Annotated in this window: 22 protein-coding genes; 14 read left to right on the forward strand and 8 right to left on the reverse strand. The window is 71.4% G+C overall.

Translation table 11 applies throughout. From position 1 onward, the window contains the following. The 4 genes from LQ938_RS01855 to ald form a co-directional block, all read right to left on the reverse strand. Positions 1-771: a hypothetical protein gene (locus LQ938_RS01855; RefSeq protein WP_223722370.1), complete on the reverse strand. Its 771-nt coding sequence runs from the start codon at positions 769-771 to the stop codon at positions 1-3. Continuing rightward, positions 761-1,387 carry a TetR/AcrR family transcriptional regulator gene (locus LQ938_RS01860; RefSeq protein ID WP_223722371.1) on the reverse strand — a complete coding sequence of 209 codons (627 nt, stop codon included), beginning with the start codon at positions 1,385-1,387 and terminating at the stop codon, positions 761-763. Before LQ938_RS01860 ends, LQ938_RS01855 begins: the two co-directional genes overlap by 11 nt. Continuing rightward, complete coding sequence (locus LQ938_RS01865; RefSeq protein ID WP_223722372.1) at positions 1,387-2,190, reverse strand: SDR family NAD(P)-dependent oxidoreductase; 804 nt, start codon at positions 2,188-2,190, stop codon at positions 1,387-1,389. The genes LQ938_RS01860 and LQ938_RS01865 overlap by 1 nt, the downstream gene beginning before the upstream one ends. Before the next feature lie 293 nt (positions 2,191-2,483). Beyond that, positions 2,484-3,575, reverse strand: a complete 1,092-nt coding sequence (ald, locus tag LQ938_RS01870) for an alanine dehydrogenase (RefSeq protein ID WP_223722373.1) — start codon at positions 3,573-3,575, stop codon at positions 2,484-2,486. 115 nt (positions 3,576-3,690) lie between these two features. On the opposite strand from ald, the gene LQ938_RS01875 reads away from it, so the two are divergent. Further along, positions 3,691-4,212, forward strand: coding sequence for an Lrp/AsnC family transcriptional regulator (locus LQ938_RS01875; protein ID WP_223722374.1), 522 nt, complete (start codon positions 3,691-3,693; stop codon positions 4,210-4,212). A gap of 4 nt (positions 4,213-4,216) precedes the next feature. Here the strand turns inward: LQ938_RS01875 and LQ938_RS01880 are convergent, their stop codons facing one another. Next, complete coding sequence (locus tag LQ938_RS01880) at positions 4,217-4,849, reverse strand: TetR/AcrR family transcriptional regulator (protein WP_223722375.1); 633 nt, start codon at positions 4,847-4,849, stop codon at positions 4,217-4,219. Positions 4,850-4,901: 52 nt separating this feature from the next. On the opposite strand from LQ938_RS01880, the gene LQ938_RS01885 reads away from it, so the two are divergent. Genes LQ938_RS01885 through LQ938_RS01895 form a run of 3 tightly spaced genes read left to right on the forward strand, consistent with a single transcriptional unit; the run spans position 4,902 to position 8,031 of the window. Then, positions 4,902-5,576, forward strand: a complete 675-nt coding sequence (locus tag LQ938_RS01885) for a class II aldolase/adducin family protein (protein ID WP_223722376.1) — start codon at positions 4,902-4,904, stop codon at positions 5,574-5,576. Next, entirely contained in the window at positions 5,573-6,418 is an 846-nt protein-coding gene (locus tag LQ938_RS01890; RefSeq protein ID WP_223722377.1) for an aminoglycoside phosphotransferase family protein, read from the forward strand. Before LQ938_RS01885 ends, LQ938_RS01890 begins: the two co-directional genes overlap by 4 nt. Then, positions 6,415-8,031, forward strand: a complete 1,617-nt coding sequence (locus LQ938_RS01895; RefSeq protein WP_223722378.1) for a glycerol-3-phosphate dehydrogenase/oxidase — start codon at positions 6,415-6,417, stop codon at positions 8,029-8,031. The genes LQ938_RS01890 and LQ938_RS01895 overlap by 4 nt, the downstream gene beginning before the upstream one ends. 6 nt (positions 8,032-8,037) lie before the next feature. Here LQ938_RS01895 and coaBC read toward each other — a convergent pair whose 3' ends face one another. After that, the gene (coaBC, locus tag LQ938_RS01900) at positions 8,038-9,267 is read right to left on the reverse strand and encodes a bifunctional phosphopantothenoylcysteine decarboxylase/phosphopantothenate--cysteine ligase CoaBC (protein ID WP_223722379.1); all 1,230 of its coding nucleotides are present in this window, start codon (positions 9,265-9,267) and stop codon (positions 8,038-8,040) included. 43 nt (positions 9,268-9,310) lie between these two features. Between coaBC and LQ938_RS01905 the strand changes: the two genes are divergently transcribed. Next, positions 9,311-10,024 carry an NRDE family protein gene (locus tag LQ938_RS01905; RefSeq protein ID WP_223722380.1) on the forward strand — a complete coding sequence of 238 codons (714 nt, stop codon included), beginning with the start codon at positions 9,311-9,313 and terminating at the stop codon, positions 10,022-10,024. A 72-nt stretch (positions 10,025-10,096) separates the two neighbouring features. Next, the gene (locus tag LQ938_RS01910) at positions 10,097-10,483 is read left to right on the forward strand and encodes a DUF1304 domain-containing protein (RefSeq protein ID WP_223722381.1); all 387 of its coding nucleotides are present in this window, start codon (positions 10,097-10,099) and stop codon (positions 10,481-10,483) included. A 28-nt stretch (positions 10,484-10,511) separates the two neighbouring features. On the opposite strand, the gene LQ938_RS01915 is transcribed toward LQ938_RS01910, so the two are convergent. After that, positions 10,512-10,853: a DUF7882 family protein gene (locus tag LQ938_RS01915; protein ID WP_223722382.1), complete on the reverse strand. Its 342-nt coding sequence runs from the start codon at positions 10,851-10,853 to the stop codon at positions 10,512-10,514. 60 nt (positions 10,854-10,913) lie between these two features. On the opposite strand from LQ938_RS01915, the gene LQ938_RS01920 reads away from it, so the two are divergent. Together LQ938_RS01920 and LQ938_RS15410 are read left to right on the forward strand one after the other, a co-directional pair. Continuing rightward, complete coding sequence (locus LQ938_RS01920) at positions 10,914-11,231, forward strand: DUF7882 family protein (RefSeq protein ID WP_223722383.1); 318 nt, start codon at positions 10,914-10,916, stop codon at positions 11,229-11,231. 91 nt (positions 11,232-11,322) lie between these two features. Then, entirely contained in the window at positions 11,323-11,457 is a 135-nt protein-coding gene (locus LQ938_RS15410) for a hypothetical protein (RefSeq protein ID WP_263317542.1), read from the forward strand. A gap of 144 nt (positions 11,458-11,601) precedes the next feature. Here the strand turns inward: LQ938_RS15410 and LQ938_RS01925 are convergent, their stop codons facing one another. Further along, positions 11,602-12,777 (reverse strand): ROK family transcriptional regulator, encoded by a 1,176-nt coding sequence (locus LQ938_RS01925; RefSeq protein ID WP_223722384.1) that lies wholly within the window; start codon positions 12,775-12,777, stop codon positions 11,602-11,604. A 74-nt stretch (positions 12,778-12,851) separates the two neighbouring features. Between LQ938_RS01925 and xylA the strand changes: the two genes are divergently transcribed. From xylA to treY, 6 genes are all read left to right on the forward strand, one after another. Beyond that, on the forward strand, positions 12,852-14,039 hold the full coding sequence (gene xylA, locus LQ938_RS01930; RefSeq protein ID WP_223722385.1) for a xylose isomerase: 1,188 nt from the start codon (positions 12,852-12,854) through the stop codon (positions 14,037-14,039). A gap of 224 nt (positions 14,040-14,263) precedes the next feature. Next, the gene (gene xylB / locus LQ938_RS01935; protein ID WP_223722386.1) at positions 14,264-15,568 is read left to right on the forward strand and encodes a xylulokinase; all 1,305 of its coding nucleotides are present in this window, start codon (positions 14,264-14,266) and stop codon (positions 15,566-15,568) included. 166 nt (positions 15,569-15,734) lie between these two features. Further along, positions 15,735-16,415, forward strand: coding sequence for a GTP pyrophosphokinase (locus LQ938_RS01940; protein WP_223722387.1), 681 nt, complete (start codon positions 15,735-15,737; stop codon positions 16,413-16,415). Positions 16,416-16,466: 51 nt separating this feature from the next. After that, the gene (locus LQ938_RS01945; protein WP_223722388.1) at positions 16,467-16,955 is read left to right on the forward strand and encodes a glutaminase; all 489 of its coding nucleotides are present in this window, start codon (positions 16,467-16,469) and stop codon (positions 16,953-16,955) included. A gap of 144 nt (positions 16,956-17,099) precedes the next feature. Then, positions 17,100-19,310 carry a glycogen debranching protein GlgX gene (gene glgX, locus LQ938_RS01950; RefSeq protein WP_223722545.1) on the forward strand — a complete coding sequence of 737 codons (2,211 nt, stop codon included), beginning with the start codon at positions 17,100-17,102 and terminating at the stop codon, positions 19,308-19,310. Positions 19,311-19,314: 4 nt separating this feature from the next. Beyond that, entirely contained in the window at positions 19,315-21,666 is a 2,352-nt protein-coding gene (gene treY, locus LQ938_RS01955; protein ID WP_223722389.1) for a malto-oligosyltrehalose synthase, read from the forward strand. Positions 21,667-21,693 lie beyond the last annotated feature (27 nt).

Raw genomic sequence — 21,693 nt, forward strand, 5'->3', positions numbered from 1 at the left:
TCACGCTCCGAGGTAGGCGCCGACACGGTCGAGAATGCGGCTGGTGTTGTCGACGAGGGGGATGAAGCCGCGCATGGCCAGGCGGCCATCGCAGACGCAGGCGAGGGCGCTGTCGCGACCCGTGATGACGCCGCCGGCGACATCGAGGTCGGCGAAGCGGAGGATGGCGCGGGGAGTGCCGGAGAGGTCGTCGTCGAGGCGGACGCGATGGTTCTTGATCTCCAGCCGGTACCGCACTTCGTCGCCGAACTCGAGGTCGAGGTCGCCGTCGGGCATGTGCGCGGCCGAGAAGCGTCCGCTGACATCCTCGTTGCCGACGACGGCGATCGCGCGGGCCGCCACGTCGAGGGTCATCAGGGTGCTGAGCCGGCGGAACGCCGGATCGGCGAGGTCGGCGTCACTCGGCTGCAGGTACCGGCCGAGCAGGTCGCTGAGCGGGGTGAACACCTTCGTGAGGAATCGGATGCCGGCCGGCCCGGCGAGCGGGATCGGCTGAGCCGAGCCCGCGATGACGGCGTTCGCGTGCGCCGCCGAGCGGAACAGCAGCGTCGGGCCGCGGCCGCCCGCATCCGCCGCCGTGATGGCCTGATCGGTGAACGTGTAGCGCACCGGGTCGAGCCCCGGCACGACGAAGGTCAGCGTGGTGGGCTTCGGCACTTGCCGAAGAATGTCGCGCGCAGCGGGAACGAGTTCGGCGAGCCGCGGCAGCGAGCCGAGCACGGCGCGCAGATTGGTCGCGGCGAGCACTCGCGGGTCGATCTCAGTGAGCATCGGGCGCCTCCGGGGTGGGAACAGGGGTGGACAGTGCGGCGAACGACCGCGCCAGGAATCGGATGTGGCGACGCGCGGAGGCGCCGTCGCGGTCGGTCAGCCAGGTCAGGGTGAGCCCATCGAGCGCGCTCGCGAACGACCAGGCGATCTCGTCGAGCGGCTGCGACCAGGAGGTGCCGGCGAGCTCGGCGGCGTAGCGCAGGCTCGATTCGGCCGCATCCCGGTACGTCGCCCACTGTGCTTCGACGACGGCGGGGTCGTGGCGCATGGCGTGGGTGGCGACATCGAGCAGCACCAGTTCGCGGCTGGGGTCGGATTCGAGGAGCCGCAGGTACGCGTCGAGGCCGCGCTCGAGGATCTCGTCGAGGCGGGGAGCCGGGCCCGGGGTGCCCGCGTCGATCCACGCGGCGAGGCGCTCCTGCTCGGTGATCTGCTCGATCACGGCGGTGATGAGCTCGTCGCGGGTGCCGAAGACGTAGTGGAACGCGCCGAGCGGCATGTCGGCCTCGGCCACGATGGCGCGCGTGCTGGCACCGGCGAGGCCCTCGCGGGCGATCACGCGGATGGCGGCGTCGACGAGTTCGGCGCGACGGTCGGCGTAGGGCAGGCGCCGCATCAGGAGGCCGCCCGGGATCCGGCGCGTTCGGTGGCGCGCTGGCCGACGCGGAGCGTCATCCGGCGCGGGGCGAACTTCGCGCCGAGGGACTGGATGCGGTTTCCCCAACCGAGGGTGACGACCGGGCCGCCCGGCCGGTCGAGCACACGGAGCGTCGCCGCGACGACCTCGTCGGTCGTCGCGATGCGTCCGACCGCGAACTGGGTGGACCCGGCGGCGGCGAAAAACTCGGTCGCGGTCGGGCCGGGGCAGACCGCGAGCACGCGAAGCGCGGAGCCGCGCGTCTCCTGCCAGATCGCCGCCGTCAGCGACGTGAGGAACGCCTTGCAGGCGGCGTAGACCGCGAGGTTCGGGATCGGCTGGTGGGATGCGGTGCTCGAGACCATGAGCAGCACGCCGTGCGGTGCGGCGAGCAGGTCGGGGAGCAGGAGGCGGGTCAGGAGGGTCGGGGCGGTGACGTCGACGGCGATCTCCTGCGCGATGCGGTCGGGATCCTCGGCGGTGAACGCGCCCGCGGTGCCGAAGCCTGCGCAGTTGATGAGCCCGGCGGCGCGGAGGCCGCGGTCCGCGAGCTCCTGCGCGATGCGGGCAGGAGCCGCGGTGTCGGCGAGGTCGGCGGGGATGACATCGACGGCGACGCCGTGCGCGGCGCGCAGCCGGGCCGCGAGCTCCTCGAGCCGCTCCGCACGCCGAGCGACCAGCACGAGGTCGTGGCGCCGGGCCGCGAACCGCTCGGCGAAACCCCTGCCGAGGCCCGAACTCGCGCCGGTGACCACCGTCACCGCTCGTCTCTCGTCGGTCATGTTCGTCCTCTCCGAAAGTTGGTCGATCGACCAACTCCGCTCATGAAAGCGCACCCGGATGCTGCTGGGCAACCCCGGGGCGCAATTCTCATCCCCCCGAAACCCCCGCGAAACCTTCGCGTCGCGCGCGCCCCGGCGCCCGCATCCGCCCGGCGCCCGCATCCGCCCGGCGCCCGCATCCGCTCGCACAATCCGCGAGACGGGATCGGGGCGCCGAGACCGTGGGGTTACCCCGCTGTCTCGGCGCGAAGATCCCGTCTCGCGGAAAGGTGAGTGGCGGGAGGGGAGCGGGGTCAGGCGCGGGGCTTGGCGGGGAAGACGGCGGCGACGCTCGCGTTCGCGAGCCGACCGGCGACCGTGCTGAGACCGCCGGCGAGCGCGGCGTCATCCGCGACGGCGCGCTCCCAGCCCTTGTCGGCGAGGGCGAGCGCGTAGGGCAGCGTGGCGTTCGTGAGCGCGGGGGTGGAGGTGCCGGCCGCTGCCCCGGGCATGTTCGCGACGCAGTACAGGATGGCGTCGCCGACCCGGAAGATCGGGTCGTCGTGGGTCGTGGGGCGGGAGTCCTCGAAGCATCCGCCCTGGTCGATCGCGATGTCGACGAGCACGCTGCCCGGCTTCATCCGCAGTACGAGGTCGTGTGAGACGAGCTTCGGCGCCTTCGCGCCCGGGATGAGCACCGCGCCGATCACCAGATCCGCCTCGAGCACCGATCGCTCGAGTTCGTAGGCGCTCGAGGCGACTGTCCGCACCGCGCCGCGGTAGAGGTCGTCGATGGCGCGTAGGCGCGGCAGCGAGAGGTCCAGGACGGTGACGTCGGCGCCGAGGCCGACGGCCTGGGCGACCGCGTTCGCGCCGGCCATCCCGCCCCCGATGACGGTGACCTTCGCGGGGCGCACCCCGGGTACCCCGGCCAGCAGCACGCCGCGCCCGCCCTGCGAGCCGAGCAGGTGGTAGCCGCCGGCGAGCACGGCGAGGCGACCCGCGACCTCGCTCATTGGGGCGAGCAGGGGGAGCGACCGATCGGCGAGCTGCACGGTCTCGTACGCGAGGGCCGTGGTGCCCGCCGCCAGCAGCGCGTCGACGAGCGGCTCGTCGGCAGCGAGGTGCAGGTACGTGAACAGGGTGAGATCGGGCCGCAGGTAGCCGTACTCGGCGGCGACGGGTTCCTTCACCTTCAGCACGAGCTCGTTGTCCCACGCGGCGGCCGCGTCGCCGAGCTGGGCGCCGGCCGCGACGAATTCCGCATCCGGGATCGCGCTTCCGGCTCCCGCGCCGGCCTGCACGGTGACGGTGTGGCCGTGGCGCACGAGCTCGTGCACTCCGGCCGGCGTCGCCGCGACGCGGTACTCGTGGTTCTTGACTTCGGCGGGAACTCCGATGCGCATGGTTTCTCCTCGTGTGCGGGGCCGGTCGGCGACCCGAATCTAGAAGAAAATCGCGGATGTGTCGCTAGCAGCCGAATAGTCTTCTCTCACACCGCTCAGGACAGGAGGATCTGCGATGAATCGCTCAACGGATGCCGGCCGCGCGCAGAAACGTCAGCTCGATGAGATCGACGAGCGGATCCTCTGGGAGCTGCAGCGCGACGCCGATCTGACGAACGCCGCGCTCGCCGCCCGCATCGGTCTCTCGGCCTCGACCGCCCACGCGCGCGTCCGCGCGCTCCGTGCGGCGGGGGTGCTCGGCGCCTCGCGCGCCGACGTCGACCTGGCCGCCCTCGGCCTTCCCCTGCAGGCGATCGTCGCGGTGCGCCTGCGCGCCCAGGCGCGTCCGTCGATCAAGACCTACGCCGACAAGGTCGCGCGGTTGCCGAACGTGCTGAACATCTTCTTCCTCGGCGGGCAGACCGACTTCCTCATCCATGTCGCGACGACCTCGCCCGAGCAGCTCCGCGACTTCGTGGCGACGCGCCTCAGCATGGACCCCGCGGTCGCGTCGACCGAGACCCAGATCGTCTTCGACTGGGTGCGCTCGCCGGGGCGCGCCGGCGGGTTCGACGACATGCGCGACCCCATCCAGTAGCGGCTCAGCGCGCGGGGTCGCTCGGCGTCAGAAACCGGCGCAGCATGTCTTGCAGTTCGGCGAGCAGCGCCGCGCGTTCGCTTCCGGATGCGGCGAACGCCTCGTGCAGCACGGCGTCGGCCGAGAGGAACGCCACGCGGGCGCGCAGCTCGTCGCGACCGTCGGAGGCGAGCCCGCTGACGCGCATGAGCGTCGCGACTTTCGCCGCCATCCGCTGTCGGTGCAGGGTGCGCTCGTCGAAACCGGCCGGCGTCGTCGAGACCGCGTGCAGGGCGCGCACGGGTTGCTGGTCGAGGTAGACCCCGGCGACGGCGTCGATCACGTGCGCGACCGGATCGGCCGGGGCGGCGGAGCGCGTCGTCTGGGCGATTGCATCGTCGAGAAGCAGCTCGAGCCGGGAGTGGTAACGCGCGACGAGCGCCCGCGTGATCGCGTCGCGGTCGGGCAGGTACTGGTAGAGCGCGCCGACGCTGACGTCGGCCTCGGCGGCGACGCGCGGCAGGTTGATCGCGTCGGGTCCTTCGGTGCGGAGCAGCCGGTCGGCGGCGACGAGCGCGCGAAGGACCTTGTCGCGCGAGCGCGCTTGCGTGGGGACGCGGCGGAGCGGAAGGGCGTCCCACTCCTCGGCTGTCGTCACGGATCCTCTAATCAAACTTGACTTTGGTTTGCTCGCTGCGCATGCTCACTGTATGACATCGACGTCAGACATCGTCGCGTTGCGCCGAACGGTGGCGGATGCGGCCCGCGTGCTCGCCGACCGCGACCTTCTCATCGGCACTGCCGGCAACATCAGTGCCCGCTCGGGCGACCTGGTCGCCCTCACCGCGACGGGCGCCGTGCTCGGCGAGTTGACGCCCGACCAGGTCACGATCGTGACTCTCGATGGCGCGGTCGTCGAGGGGGAGTGGGCGCCGACTTCCGAGGCGGACCTGCATCTCGGCGTGCTCCGCGCCGCGCCGCCCGGCGTCGTAGGCGCGGTCGTGCACACCCATTCCCGGTACGCGACCGCCCTGTCGATCGTGGTCGACGAACTCCCGGTTGTGCACTATCAGCAGCTGACCCTCGGCGGCGCCCTGCGCGTCGCGGCGTTCGAGCCGTTCGGCAGTCCCGAGCTCGCGCGCGCCGTGGGCGGCGCTCTCGACGGGCGGCTGGCGGCGTTGATGGCCAACCACGGCGCCGTCGCGCTGGGCGCCGACCTCGCCCGCGCCGTCGAGAACGCGCTGCTGGTCGAATGGCTCTGCGAGTTGTACTGGCGTGCGCGGGCGATCGGCGAACCGCGGGCGCTGGATGGTGCCGCGCAGCGCGCCGTCATCGAGGCGGCGACGCGCCGCGGCTACGGCACGACCCAGAGGATCGTTCCGTGAGCGCCCCGATCGCGCGCGGGCGGTCCTCCGAAGTGTTCGCCGATGACCCCGGGCACGTCGTGAAGCTCTACTTCGCCGGCGCCGACGAGGTCGAGGTCGACCGCGAGGTGCGCGACTCGCGGACCGTGCACGCGCTCGGCATCACCCCGGTGCGCTGCTACGGGCGGGTCGAGCGCGACGGCCGGCACGGCATCGTGTTCGACCGGATCGACGGCATCCCGCTGACCACGGTCGCCGAACGCAACATTCTGCGGCTTCCCGAGGTGGGACGAACCCTCGCTGACGAGCACGTGGCGGTGCACGCCGCGCACACCACCGAGCTGCAGGATGTGCGTGCGCTCGCGCTCGCCCAGATCGACAAGCCCTCGTTCGCGGCGTTGACGATCGCCGAACGAGAGTCCCTCCGGGCGCACCTGCGGTCGCTGCCCGACGGCGATGCCGTGCTGCACCTCGACTTCCACCCCCAGAACGTGTTCGTACTGGCGGATCGGAACGTCGTGATCGACTGGCAGACCGCCGTCTCCGGTGACCCTGCGGCCGACGTCGCCCTCACCTGCCTGCTCTTCCGGGAGGCGGAACTCTTCCCGGGAACCTCGGCCCCCATGCGCGTCGTCTACGCGGCGGTCAGGCGTGTCCTGCTGCGCCACTACCTCGCGGAGTATCTGCGTCGCAGCACCGTCACCCCCGCGCAGATCGAGCGCTGGACGACAGCCGCGCGCGTGCTGCGGCTCGGCCTGCTCGATGTCGCGTCGGAGCGCGAGCGGATGCTGGCCGGCATCCGTCGCGACCTCGCCGCCCGTGCGTCGGCCCAGGGTCCGGCACGATCGGCGTCGGCGTCGTGAGTGCCCCGTTCGCCCGTCGCCTGCCCGGTTCGCCGGTCGACCTGCTCATCATCGGGGCGGGGATCACCGGGACGGCTCTCGCCTACGAGGCCGCGAGCCGGGGCCTCCGCGTCGCGGTCGTGGACGCCGGTGACATCGGCGGTCGCACGTCGGCGGCGACCGGCAAACTCATCCACGGCGGCCTCCGGTATCTGAAGAACTTCGAGGTCGGCCTCGTCCGCGAGTCCCTTGCCGAGCGCCGCACGCTCATGCGCATCGCTCCGCACCTCGTCGAACCCGTCGGCATGGTGCTGCCCGACCCGGGACTCATCGAGCACGTGGGGCTCACGGCCTACGACGTGCTCTCGTTCGACCGCAACCGCATCCCGGATCCGGCCAAGCGCATCCCCGCGCACCGGGTGCTCTCCCGGGGGCAGCTCGATGCGCGCGGTCTCGCGCACGTGGGCCGCGGCATCCTCTACTACGACGCCATGATGTATTCACCCGAGCGGCTGACGTTCGCCTTCGCGCGCACCGCGCAGCAGCACGGTGCCACCTTCTCGACCTATACCCGCGCCGAGCGACTGCTCGTGCGGGGTTCGCGGGTCGAGGGGGCGCGGGTGCACGACGCCGTCACCGGATGCACGCACGACGTTCGCGCGACCGTGACGGTGAACGCGGCGGGGCCCTGGTCGCACGATCTGCTCAGCAGCACGCCGGAGCTGCTGCCGCTCGCCGGACCCGCGCCGCGCGTGCGCTCGGAGGGCATCTACCTCGTCACGCGGCCCCTCACCCGCACGATGGTGCTCACGGTGTCGGGGCACGGCCACTTCAGCGTCGCACCGTGGCGCGGGCACAGCCTCATCGGCCCCACCGAGACCCCGTACTCCGGCGCGGTCGGCGACTGGCGCCTTACGCGCGAGTCGATCGAGCGACTCGTGGATGCGGTCAACGCCGGCGCGAATCTGCCCGAACGACTCGCCATCGACGACGTCGTGGCGGCGTACGGGGGGTTGCGCCCGCTCTCCGAGTCGTCGGGCGACGACACGTACCGGGCCTCTCGATCATCCGAACTCGTCGACCATGCGAAAGGCGGCGTCGACGGATTGCTCTCGGCGGTGGGCGGCAAATACACGAACTCCCGCGCCTTCGCCGAGAAGGTCGTCGACCGGCTCGGGCGGCGGGCGGGACTCGGGGCCGCGCGGAGCGTCAGTGCGCGCACTCCGCTGTTCGGTGGCGACATCGCCGACATCGGCTCGGCCCGCGCCGCGATCGTGCCGGATGCGGCCGCAGCCTCCGTCGCCGCCGACACCGCCGATCTCCTGCTGCGCCACTACGGCACCCAGGCCCGCGAGGTGCTCGCGCTCATGAGCGAGGACCCGAGGCTTGCCGAACGGGCGACGCCCGACGGCGAACCGCTCGCCACCGTCGCCTACGCGGTGCGGCAGGAATCTCCCGTGCACCTGACCGACGTGCTCCTGCGCCGCACGGGGATCGGCCACCTCGGAGACCCCGGGGACCGGATCCTCGGGATGGCCGCCGACATCGCGGCCGAGCATCTGGGCTGGGATGCCGGGCGCCGCCGCACCGAACTCGATGCCGCCCGCCGCGCCGTGCGGCTGCCGGTGGACTGAGCGGGCTCAGCGCAGGCGGAGCACCGCGTCCCACAGCGCGTCGGCGACCTCGCGCTTCGTGCCGGTCACGGATGCGGGCTGCGCGTCGTCGTGCGCGTCGCCGTGCGCGTCGCGGGTGAGGAGCAGCAGCGTGTTGTCGGTGGTCTCAAAGCCGCGATCCCAGCCGACCTCGTTGACGGCGAGGAGGTCCACGCCTTTCCGTTCCCGCTTTCGCGCGGCCCGCGCGAGCAGTTCGTCGCCGGTCGCGGTCTCGGCGGCGAAGCCGACGATCGTCTGTCCGGGGCGCCGCTCCGCGACCAGCCCCGCGACGATGTCGGGGTTCTCCACGAGCTCGAGCGTGCGCGTGCCGTCGCCGGACTCCTTCGTGAGCTTCCGCTCCGACACGGCGGCGACGCGGTAATCGGCGACGGCCGCGGCCATCACCACGACATCGGCGTGGGTCGCCGCATCCGTCGTCGCGCTCTGCAGCTCCGTCGCCGTCCCGACGTCCGTCACCCGGATGCGGGGATCGGCGGATGCGGTCGCCCGCACATCCGCGTCGAGGTGGGCCGCGATCAGGTGCACGTCGGCGCCGCGATCGGCCGCGGCGAGCGCCACCGCGAGGCCCTGCCGCCCGCTCGATCGGTTTCCGAGGAAGCGCACCGGGTCGATGGGTTCGCGGGTGCCGCCCGCGGTGACGGCAATGCGGAGCCCGGCCAGATCCTGGCGCAAGGGGGCGGCCACCTCGAGGGCGAATCGCACGATGCTTTCCGGTTCGCTCATGCGCCCGGGCCCGCTGTCGCCGCCGGTGAGTGCGCCGTCCTCCGGTCCGATCACGCGCACGCCGCGGGCGCGGAGGGTCTCGATGTTGGCGACGGTCGCCGGATGACGCCACATCTCGCTGTGCATCGCCGGCGCGACGACGACCGGCGCGACCGTGGCGAGCAGCGTCGTGCCGAGCAGATCATCGGCGATACCGGCCGCCATCTTGGCGAGGGTGTTCGCGGTCGCCGGGGCGATGATCACGAGGTCGGCGTGCTGGCCGAGCGCCACGTGACGCACCTGCGGAACATCGTCGTGCAGCGATGTCGTGACGGGGTTGCGGCTGATGGCCTCCCACGTGGGCAGGCCGACGAACCGCAGCGCCCCCTCGGTCGGGATGACATGCACCTCGTGGCCCCCGCGGATGAGGTCGCGAACGAGCGATACGGTTTTGTACGCGGCGATTCCACCGGTGACTCCGACGACGACGAACACGGCATGATTCTCGCACGCGACGCGTCCGCCCGAAGGAGACCCGATGTGCACCGTGATCGTCCGCGTCCCCGAGAACCCGGACGCCCCGACGCGCCTGATCGCGATACGCGATGAGGATCCGGGTCGCCCCTGGAATCCCGTGGGGCCGTGGTGGCCGGACGCGTTTCCGGGAGTGCTCGGCGTGCACGACGTGCGGGCCGGCGGTGCATGGTTGGCCGCCGACCCGGGCGCGGGGCGGCTGGCCGTGCTGCTGAACCGGCACGACGACGGTTCGCTTCCCGACGCGGATGCCGTCTCTCGCGGCATCCTGCCGCTCGCTTCCGTGGCGGGCTCGCCGCCCGGTGAGGCGCCGCGCACGCGCGGCTTCAACCTGCTCGAGATCGACGGGGCGGCATCCCGCGTGGTGTCCTGGGATGGCGTTCGGCGCGGGGTCACCGAGCTCGCGCCGGGAACCCACATGATCGCCCACGACGACCTCGACGACCCCCGCACGGCCCGCATCACGCGCTGGCTGCCCGAGTTCACCGCCGCAGACACGGATGCGGCGGGCGCATGGTGGGCGCCGTGGCTCGGCGTGATCGAGCGGAGCACCGCGCTCGCCGCGACCGACGACCGCGCCATCATCCGCGATCACCGGCATCTCGGCATCCCCACGCTCTCGCTCCTCATCTGCGTGGCGAGCGTGCGCTCCCACGGCGTGGAGCTCCGAGATGCCACCCTCCCCGCGCCTGGAACGTGGGGGCCGCTCACGTTCTGAGTGGCTGCCAGCCGCGCGACGCGAGAGGATGGGGCGGGCCCGCTCAGAAGGCGGGCTCACCCAGGAGGAAACATGATCATCGTCGGGCTCGTTTTCGCGGCACTCGCCGCGCTGCTGCACGTCTACATCTTCTGGCTCGAGTCGATCGCCTGGACGAGCGATCGCGCGCGGCGCACCTTCGGGACGACCCCGCAGGAGGCGCAGGCGACGCGGTCGCTTGCGTTCAACCAGGGCTTCTACAACCTGTTCTTGGCGATCGCGGCCGCGCTCGGAATCGTGTTCTTCGCCGCCGGTGCCACGGCGATCGGGGCGACGCTCGTCTTCGTCGGGACGGGCTCGATGGTCGCGGCCGCGCTCGTGCTCCTCCTGTCGGACCGTTCGAAGACGCGTGCGGCGCTCACGCAGATGGCCTTCGCGGTGATCGCTGTCGTCGCGCTGGCCGTGGGGATCGCCCTCTGATCCGACGCCCTCGGGGCGTGGGGCCCCGTCAGGGGGTGGGGGTTGCGGCGGGCGGCCGGTCCGGTGCGGGGGCGAAGTGCTCCGCGACGAGCATGATGCCACCCGACGAGTTCGCGGAGTTGGCGAGCTCTTCGATCCACTCGCGGCTCAGCATCGCCGGCTCGGGGTCGTCGAAGACGAAGCGCAGCGGAATCGACGGATGCAGCCACAGCGTGCTGCGGCCGCGGGGCTGATCGTCCGGGTGCCGCCACGAGAGCGTGAAGCTCTCGCCCCGGCGGAGCTTCGTTGAGAGAACCACCTTCAGGTGTGCCAGGGCACGGTCCTCGATATGGATCGGAGTGCTGCCCCCGCCGTAGTAGATCGTGCCCATGCGATCACCCTAGCCGGGGGCGCACCCGGTAGCGCGGGTCGCGTGGCCTATGCTCGTGCCGTGGGCCGATTCATCTATGACACGAACGCGAACGCGGTCGACATCGAAGACCGTACGCTTTCGCACCTGCGGATCGTGGTGATGAACAAGCTCCGTCGTGGCGAGCCCTTCATGTTCGATGTCGAGATCGGCGACGGCAGCGGGCGCCGCAGCTTCTGGGTGCACCCGTCGGTTCCCATGCAGTTCCACTTCTACGGCAGTCGTCAGCCGAAGATCAACCGGGCCTGGATCGAAGATCTGATGCTGGCCGCATCCGGACCCGCCGGACTCACGATCGTGCCCGAACCGCCGGACGAGCCGGTGGAACAGACGGCCTAGTAGCAGCGATTCCCGGCGCGTCCGGGTTGTCAAGGGGTCGGACCGCGCCCGCCGCTGAGGCAAGGTGGGAACCGCCCCAGGAGGTGGTGCCATGCTCGCCGGACCCGAAGACGTCGTGCCCGAGAACCCGCTGACGTCCCTCGAATTCGAAGACGTCCCCGGCATCGACGTCGTCGACGGCGAATTCCTCCCGCGGAGCGGCTTCGATCCGCTCTCCCCGCGCTGAACGCATCCCCACCGATTCCGGGGCGCGCCAGTTTTCTGCTGCCGCTCCACAGATCTGAGGCGCGGGAGCAGGAAACTGGCGCGCGGCGCGCGGTGAGTGCAGAGAAGTGGCGCGCCGGATCGGGGCAAGCCGGCGGATGCGGGGTCAGCCGGCGGATGCGGGGTCGGCGAGCAGGGGTTCGAAGGCCGCCTCGGCGGCACCGATCAGGAGCCGGTCGTCGGCGAGCGACGCGAGGCGCAGATCGAGGGACTCCGCACAGGCGGGCATTGCCTGACCGCGGACGGCGGCGGTGAGCCCCGGAAGATCGCTCGATGCCAGCGCGGCGAGGAACCCGCCGAGCACCACGACCGACGGGTTCAGCACGTTCACCGCGTTGGCGAGCGCAGTGCTGAGGATGCGGCGCTGCCGGTCGCGTTCGGCGCGGGCAGTGGGCGCGGACGTCGTCTGCAGCGCGCGGGCGAGGGCGTGGTCGTCCGCATCCGTCGCGGAGCCGCCGAGCGCCGCGAGCAGCCGCGCGCGCCCGACTTCGTCTTCGAGCACCCCGCCGGGAGCCCGGCGATCGGAGGCGTCCTCGATGCCGGGGCGATTCTGGCCGAACTCGCCGGCGTATCCGCCCGCGCCGCCGAGCATCGTGCCGTGGGCGATCACCCCGCCGCCGATACCGCTGGCGCCGCCGTTGAGGTAGATCACGTCGGCGTGGCCGCGGGCGGCGCCGAAGAGGTGCTCCGCGCGGGCGCCGAGGCTCGCGTCGTTGCCGACCGTGGTCGGGAGCCCGGCCGCCGACTGTACGAGGGCGGCAAGGGGGGCATCGCGCCAGCGCAGGTGCGGCGCGTCGCGGACGACCCCGTCGCTCGTGCGCACGAGACCCGGCACGGCGACACCGACGCCGACGATCCGGTGGTTGGCAAGCGCCCCCGCACGCCACTGCGCGATGCGGTCGGCGATCGCCGCCGCGGCGACCTCCGGCGAGGGTGCGTCGCGCCAGGGGATCCGTACGCGCGCGACGACGGAACGATCGAGCGTCACGGCCGCGAGGGTCAGCGCATCGATCTCGGGGTGCGCCGCGATCGCGACCGCGGAGCCGCTGGTCACCACGACCGGCGACGGGCGGCCGGCGCGGCGCGCAGCATCCGGAGCCCGTTCCTCGACCAGCCCGAGCGCGGCGAGTTCGCCCACGAGGTCTCCGATCGTGGACCGGTTCAACCCCGTCTCCTCGGTGAGCGCCGCGCGTGAGCGGGGCCCGTCGAGATGCAGGAGCGTGAGCACGCGGGCGAGATTGCGCTGCCGCACGGATGTCGCGCTCGCCCCGGTGGTGGTCATCCTCCCAGTGTAGTATGTTGGCGAGCACAACTTATTCGGGTGCACCCCGCCCCGCACATTCGCAAAGGAGCGTCATGTCTTCACCCACGCGCGACGACAAATTCTCGTTCGGCCTCTGGACCGTCGGCTACAACGGCACCGACCCGTTCGGTGGGCCCACCCGGCCGCCGCTCGACGTCGTGCACGCGGTCGAGAAGCTCTCGGAGTTGGGGGCGTACGGGCTCACGTTCCACGACGACGACCTCTTCGCCTTCGGCTCGTCGGAGACCGAACGGCAGACCCAGATCGATCGCCTCAAGGGCGCGCTCGAGGACACCGGGCTCATCATTCCGATGGTCACCACGAACCTCTTCTCCGCCCCGGTGTTCAAAGACGGCGGGTTCACCGCGAACGACCGGGACGTGCGCCGGTTCGCCCTGCGCAAGGTGTTCCGCCAGCTCGACCTCGGTGCCGAACTCGGCGCGAAGACCTTCGTCATGTGGGGTGGCCGCGAGGGCGCCGAGTACGACTCCGCGAAGGATGTTCGCGCCGCGCTCGAGCGGTACCGCGAGGCCGTCAACCTGCTCGGCGACTACGTCACCGACAAGGGGTACGACATCCGCTTCGCGATCGAACCGAAGCCCAACGAGCCGCGCGGCGACATCCTGCTGCCGACGCTCGGCCATGCGATCGCGTTCATCGACTCGCTCGAGCGCCCCGAGCTCGTCGGCGTCAACCCCGAGGTCGGCCACGAGCAGATGGCCGGGCTGAACTTCGCCGCGGGCATCGCGCAGGCGCTCTTCCACGGCAAGCTCTTCCACATCGACCTGAACGGTCAACGCGGCATCAAGTACGACCAGGACCTCGTCTTCGGGCACGGCGACCTGCACAACGCCTTCGCGCTCGTCGACCTGCTCGAGAACGGCGGACCCGGCGGAGTGCCCGCCTACGACGGCCCGCGGCACTTCGACTACAAGCCGAGCCGCACCGAGGATGAGAAGGGCGTGGGGGAGTCGGCCGCGGCCAATATGCGCACCTACCTGCTGCTCAAGGAGCGCGCGGCGGCCTTCCGCGCCGACCCCGAGGTGCAGGAGGCGCTCGAGGCGGCACGGGTCGCCGAGCTCTCGGTGCCCACGCTCCACGAGGGAGAGTCCTATGACGACTTCCTCGCCGATCGTTCGGCCTACGAGGACTTCGACGCCGACGTGTACCTGGGCGGCAAGGGTGGCGGCTTCGTGCGCCTGCAGCAACTCGCGACCGAGCACCTGCTCGGCGCTCGCTGACCGCATCCGCCCGGCCCTGCCTAGCCCTTCCCCGACCCTTCCCCAACCCTTCCCCAACCCTTCCCCGACCCTTCCCCGACCGCGAGACTGGATCTTCGCGCCGAGACAGTGGGGTAACCCCGACGTTTCGGCGCGAAGATCCCGTCTCGCGGGTAATCGCGCGGGCGGGAGGGCCGCGGGAGGGTCGGGGCCGGGGGAGAACGCACGAAGGAAGGAGAGCGCGGATGGCGCTCGTCATGGGAGTCGACTCGTCGACCCAGTCCTGCAAGGTCATCGTCGTCGACAGTGCGACGGGGGCGATCGTCCGCGAAGGGCGGTCGCCGCATCCGGACGGCACCGAGGTGGACCCGGATGCATGGTGGGTCGCGCTGCAGGCGGCGATCGCGGAGGCGGGCGGGCTGTCCGGCGTCGATGCGTGGGCGGTCGGCGGGCAGCAGCACGGCATGGTGGCGCTGGATGCGGAGGGCCGCGTCATCCGTCCGGCGCTGCTCTGGAACGACACCCGCTCGGGCGGTGCGGCCGCCGACCTCATCGCGGAGTTCGGGGCCGACCTGCTCGCCCGGCGCACGGGCCTCGTGCCGGTGGCCTCGTTCACGATCACGAAGCTGCGCTGGCTGCGCGATCACGAGCCCGAGAACGCCGCGCGCGTCGCCGCCGTCGCGCTGCCGCACGATTGGCTGACCTGGCGCCTGCGCGGCTTCGGGCCCGACGGCGAATCCGCGCACGGCCCGGTGCTCGACGAACTCATCACCGACCGCTCCGATGCGTCGGGCACGGGATACTGGTCGCCCGACACGGGCGGCTACGACCGCGAGCTGCTCGTCGCGGCGCTCGGTCATGACGCGGTGTTGCCGCGCGTGCTCGGACCGGAGGGGTGGGTGACGGATGCGGACGGCCGCCGCGTCGGCCCCGGCGCGGGCGATAACGCGGGCGCGGCGCTCGGCGTCGGCGCGGGTCCGGGCGATGTGGTCGTGTCGATCGGAACCAGCGGCACGGTGTTCGCGGTGAGTGCGGAGCGGACGATCGACCCGACCGGCACGGTCGCGGGATTCGCGGATGCGGACGGCCACTTCCTGCCGATCGTCGTCACGCTGAACGCCGCCCGCGTGCTGGACGCCATCGCGCGCCTGCTCGGCACCGACCACGCGGGTCTGAGCGCGCTCGCGCTCGCCGCCGAGCCGGGCGCCGGCGGGCTGCTGCTCGAGCCGTACTTCGAGGGGGAGCGCACCCCCAACCTGCCGGATGCGAACGCCTCGCTGTACGGCATGACGCTCGCCTCGACGACGCGCGAGAACCTCGCGCGCGCGGCGGTCGAGGGGATGCTGCACGGTCTCGGTGCGGGGCTCGACGCCCTGCGTGAGCTCGGCGTTCCGCTCGAGCGGGCGCTCCTGATCGGCGGGGGCGCGCAGTCCGAGGCGGTGCGCCGCGTCGCGCCGCTGATCTTCGGTATGCCCGTCGAGGTGCCCGCACCCGGCGAGTACGTGGCGCTCGGCGCCGCCCGCCAGGCCGCCCGGCTGCTCACCGCCTGACCCCCTCCCCGACTGACCCCCATCGACCGCGAGACTGCAGCTGCGCAACGAGACGTTGGCTCGGAGCCGCGGTCTCGTTGCGAGAATGCTGTCTCGCGGTCGGCCAGGAGCGGCGAGCCCCCGCACTCCCAGCGCCCGCCGAAGTGGGGCACCTAGGGTCGAGGGCATGACCATCCCGCTCGATGACGGGCAGATCACGGTTTCCGCCGTCGAACTGCGTGCCGCACGCGATGAACTGCAGCGGTTCCTCCTGGAGTACCGATTCGGGATGCAGGAGATCGAGACGAAGCTCTCGATCCTTCGCGACGAGTTCCTCCTGATGCACGAGTACAACCCGATCGAGCACGTGTCGAGCCGGGTCAAGACCCCTGACAGCCTGGTCGACAAGGTGCGCCGGAAGGGGATCGACCCCGGGTTCGAGTCGATCCGGGCGCACATCACCGACATCGCCGGTGTGCGCGTGACGTGCAGTTTCACCGCCGACGCCTACCGGCTATTCGACCTGCTCACGCAGCAGGACGACATCACCGTCCGCGAGGTGAAGGACTACATCGCGGCGCCCAAGCCGAACGGCTACAAGAGTCTGCACGCGATCGTCGAAGTGCCGGTCTTCCTGTCGACGGGGCCCATGCGGGTGCCGGTCGAGGTGCAGTTCCGCACCATTGCGATGGACTTCTGGGCGAGCCTCGAGCACAAGATCTACTACAAGTACGACCGGCAGGTGCCGGGGCGCCTGATCGACGAGCTGAAGGATGCGGCCGACAACGCCGCCGCTCTCGATGACCGGATGGAGCGCCTGCACCGCGAACTGCACGGCCCGCGCCCTCCGCACACCCTGCACGTCTGATCGCCCACGGGGAACCGCGAGCGGTGGCCGCAGACGCGGCACAATGAGGACATGAGCGAGGTCGAGGAGCTGTTCGCGGACGCCCGCCGCGCGCTCGCCGACCTGCCCACGGAGAACCTCGGCCAGTGGACCACGCCGCGCCGCATCCTGGGTGTGCCGCGCGCGCCGCGGGTCGCCCCGGCCGGCACCGCCTGGCATCTCGGGGTCCTGCTCGTGACGGACGATGCGGTGCTCGGCACGGGAGACATCATCCGCGCCCGGGAGGAGGTGCGGCGGGGCTTCGCCGCCGAGTCCCAGCGTGAGCGCGCGGCGATCGCCGCGGCCGCCTTCCGCGGAGGGTTTCCCGAGGGGGTGGCCGTCCACATCGGGTGGACTGTGCTCGACCCGTCCGCGCTGGATCGCGGCGCCGCATCCGGCCCGCTGGCGGTTTGCGACGGACGCCCGGCCGTGCGCTGGAGCGCGTCGGGCGGGTACCAGCCGCTCGAGGGATATCTCCGCGAACGCATCGCCCTGCTCCGCACGCCGCCCGAGCGCGCGTAGCGCGGCGCGCACCGGGGTCTCCGCGGGTGCCCCGTCAAGCCCCCGACCCGGCACGGCCGCATCCGCGAGGCTCGACCCATGACCGACATTTCCGCGCCCGCCGACCCGACTAATGTGGAACCCCTTCCACAGCAAGGGGACAACGTGCAGACGTGGCCGGGATCGACCTATCCGCTGGGTGCCACCTTCGACGGCAACGGCACCAACTTCGCCATCTTCAGCGAGGGCGCCGAACGCGTCCAGCTGTGCCTCTTCGATGAAGACGGCACGGAGACCCGCGTCGACCTGATCGACGTGGATGCGTTCGTCTGGCACGCCTACCTGCCGAACATCGCGCCCGGTCAGCGCTACGGGTACCGCATCCACGGCGAGTACGACCCGGCATCCGGCAACCGCTTCAACGCGAACAAGCTCCTGCTCGACCCGTACGCGAAGGCCGTCGAGGGGCAGGTCGACTGGGACCAGGCCGTCTTCAGCTACACGTTCGGCGACCCCGATTCGCGCAACGACGAGGACTCCGCCGCACACATGATGAAGGGTGTCGTGGTGAACCCCTTCTTCGACTGGGGTGGGGATCGCCAGCCGAAGACGCCGTACTCGGAGTCGTTCATCTACGAAGCGCACGTGCGCGGTCTCACCGAGCGCCACCCCGGAATCCCGGATGAGATCCGTGGCACGTACAGCGCCATCGCGCACCCGGTCATCATCGAGCACCTGAAGAAGATCGGCGTCACGGCGATCGAGCTGATGCCGGTGCACCAGTTCGTCAACGACGACACCCTGCAGCAGAAGGGCCTCTCCAACTACTGGGGCTACAACACGATCGCCTTCTTCGCCCCGCAGAACACGTACTCGTCCACGGGCGAGCTCGGACAGCAGGTGCAGGAGTTCAAGGGGATGGTGCGGGCCCTCCACGCGGCGGGCATCGAGGTCATCCTCGACGTGGTCTACAACCACACCGCCGAGGGCAACCACATGGGCCCGATGCTCTCGATGCGCGGCATCGACAACCAGGCCTACTACCGCCTCGAAGACGACGACAAGCGGTACTACACGGATTACACCGGCACAGGCAACAGCCTGAACGTCGGCAACCCGCACGCGCTGCAGCTGATCATGGATTCGCTGCGCTACTGGGTGCTGGAGATGCACGTCGACGGCTTCCGCTTCGACCTGGCAGCCACCCTCGCCCGCGAGTTCTACGACGTCGACCGCCTCGCCGCGTTCTTCGAGCTCGTGCAGCAGGATCCGGTGGTCTCGCAGGTCAAGCTCATCGCCGAGCCCTGGGACATCGGCCCCGGCGGCTACCAGGTGGGCAACTTCCCGCCGCAGTGGACCGAGTGGAACGGCAAGTACCGCGACACCGTCCGCGACTTCTGGCGCGGCGAGCCGTCGACGCTCGGCGAGTTCGCGTCGCGGCTCACCGGCTCCGCCGACCTGTACGAGCACGACGGACGCCGGCCGGTGGCATCCATCAACTTCGTCACGGCGCACGACGGCTTCACGCTCCGCGACCTCGTGTCGTACAACGAGAAGCACAACGACGCCAACGGCGAAGACGGCAACGACGGCGAATCCCACAACCGTTCGATGAACTTCGGCGTCGAGGGCCCGACCGACGACCCGGCGATCCTGGAGATGCGCGCACGCCAGCAGCGCAACTTCATTGCGACGCTGCTGCTCAGCCAGGGCGTCCCGATGCTGCTGCACGGCGACGAGCTCGGTCGCACGCAGCAGGGCAACAACAACGGCTACGCCCAGGACAACGAACTCACCTGGGTGGACTGGGACCACGTCGACCAGCCGCTCGTGGAGTTCACCGCCGCTGTCGCGCGCCTGCGCCGCGAGCACCCGACCTTCCGGCGCAGCCGCTTCTTCGACGGCCGGCCCGTCCGCCGCGAAGACGAGCGCATCCCCGACATCGTGTGGCTCCGCCCCGACGGCTCCGTCATGGAGCCCTCCGATTGGGACTCCGGATTCGGCCGCGCGGTCGGTGTCTTCCTGAACGGCAACGGCATCCGCGAACGCGACCGTCGGGGTGAGACCATCCGCGACAAGCACTTCATCGTGCTGTTCAACGCGGGCGATGACGACGTCGACTTCACACTCCCCGACGTCGAGTTCTCGCCGCGCTGGGACGTGCTGGTCGACACGGCGGGCAAGCACGCGAACACGCGCCCGGCCGACCCCGGCGACGTGCTCGCCGTGGGGGCGAAGTCGCTCATCGTGCTCTGCGAGCACCAGGGCGCCGAGGTGGAGATCGACCACTCCGTCGCCGCCTCGCTCGCCCAGAACATGACCGGAACGATCGACGAGGTGCCGAGCGCGGCGCCGAAGTCCGAGCTGCCGAGGTAACGGCGTGCGGCCTCTCTCGACCTACCGGTTGCAGATCCGACCGTCGTTCGACCTGGATGCGGCGACCGAGGTCGTGCCGTACCTGCGCGATCTGGGTGTCTCGTGGGCGTACCTGTCGCCGCTGTTGCAGGCGACGACCGGGTCCGACCACGGCTACGACGTCGTCGACACGAGCCGCGTCGACCCCGCGCGCGGCGGCGCGGCCGGTCTCGCGGCGTTCTCGGCTGCCGCGCACGAGGCGGGTCTTCCCGTGCTCGTCGACATCGTGCCGAATCACATGGGCATCTCCGCACCGCGCGAGAACCCGTGGTGGTGGGACGTGCTCCGTCTCGGGCGCGGGTCGGCGCACGCGGCCGCGTTCGACATCGACTGGGATGCGGGCGGCGGGCGCGTGCTCGTGCCCGTGCTGGGCGCTCCGCTCGAGGAGGTCGCGAGCGATCTCACTCTTGACACCGCGCCGGCAGACGACGCTCCGGACGGTCTGCTGCGCTACTTCGAGCATGCCTTCCCCCTCGCCCCGGGGTCGCTCGACGGCATCGATCCGGGAGCGGTCGGCGCACCACTCGAGGTGCTCGGTCGCCAGCACTACACGCTGGCCTTCTGGCGCACCGAGGCGACCGATCTGAACTACCGGCGGTTCTTCGCCGTGACGACGCTCGCCGGTGTGCGCGTCGAACTGCCCGAGATCTTCGAGGCGACGCACACCGAGATCCTGCGGTGGGTGCGCGAGGGGCTCGTGGACGGCCTGCGCATCGATCACCCCGACGGTCTCCGCGACCCGGGCGGCTATCTCGACCAGCTGGCCGAGGCATCCGGTCGGGTGTACACGCTGGTGGAGAAGATCCTCGAGCACGGCGAGAGCCTGCCGTCCTGGTGGGCGACCGACGGTACGACGGGGTACGACGCGCTCGGCGTGATCGACCGCGTCCTCGTCGACCCCGCCGGCGAAGGCGCGCTCGATCGCCTCGATGCGCAGCTGCGGGAAGGCACCGGTGTCGCTCCCGGCCAGAGCTGGACCGACCTCATCCACACGACCAAGCGCATGATCGCCGACACGATCCAGGTGGCCGAGATCCGTCGCCTCGTGCGGTTGCTTCCGCATCCGATCGACGACGCGGAAGACGCGCTCGCCGAGATCCTCGCGTCGTTCCCGGTCTACCGTTCCTACCTCCCCGCCGGACGCGAGCAGCTCACCGTTGCGCTCGCGGATGCAGCGGCCCGGCGCCCCGACCTCGCCGGCGCGATCGCCGCCCTCGAGCCGGTACTCGCGGACCCGTCCGAGGAGGCCGCGCAGCGTTTCCAGCAGACGACCGGGCCCGTCATGGCGAAGGGCGTCGAGGACACCGCGTTCTACCGCTTCACGCGCCTCGGTTCGCTGACCGAGGTGGGCGGAGACCCCGCGGTGTTCGCGATCCCGGTCGAGACATTCCACGACGAGCAGATGCGACGGCAGGCCGCGTGGCCCGCGGCGATGACAGCCCTCTCCACGCACGACACGAAGCGCGGCGAAGACGTCCGCGCCCGCCTCGATGTGCTGGCCGAGATCCCGGAGCGCTGGGCCGAGGTGCTCGGTGAGCTCCGCGCCGTCGCCTCGACCGGACACGGCCCCTTCGACTCCCTGCTGTGGCAGGCAGTCGTCGGCGCGTGGCCGGCCGCATCCGATCGCCTGCACGCCTACGCTGAGAAGGCCGCGCGCGAAGCGGCCGAGGCCACCGGCTGGTGGGATCAGGATGCGGAGTTCGAGGCGCGCATGCACGCCCTCGTGGATGCCGCCCACGGCCCTGCCCGGCCGATCCTCGAGTCCTTCGTCGCCGAGATCCAGGCCGCCGGGTGGTCGAACGGGCTCGCGGCGAAAGTGTTGCAGCTCGCCGGCCCCGGCGTGCCCGACGTCTACCAGGGCTCCGAACTCTGGGAGCAGTCGCTCGTCGACCCCGACAACCGTCGCCCGGTCGACTTCGCGCTGCGCGCCGAGTTGCTCGCGGAGATCGATGCGGGCATCGCGTCCGGTGATCTGCCGGCGATCGACGAATCGGGCGCGGCCAAGCTGCTGGTGACGTCACGGACGCTTCGGCTCCGGCGCGATCGGCCCGAGCTCTTCGATCGGTACACGCCCGTGACGGTGACGGGCGCCGCCGCGCAGCACGCCGTCGCGTTCGACCGCGGCGGGGCGATCGCCGTGGCGACCCGCCTGCCGGTCGGGCTCGCGGAGCGCGGCGGATGGGACGACACGATCGCCCTGCTGCCTGCGGGGCAGTGGCGCGACGCGTTCACCGGACGACGTGTCACGGGCGGCGCGTTCGCGCTCACCGACCTGCTGCAGCGCTACCCCGTCGCCCTGCTCACGCGCGAGTCCTGACCCCGCGCCGGCTTTCCGTCGCACAGA

Source organism: Microbacterium sp. cx-55 (genome assembly GCF_021117345.1).
Taxonomy (GTDB): Bacteria; Actinomycetota; Actinomycetes; order Actinomycetales; family Microbacteriaceae; genus Microbacterium.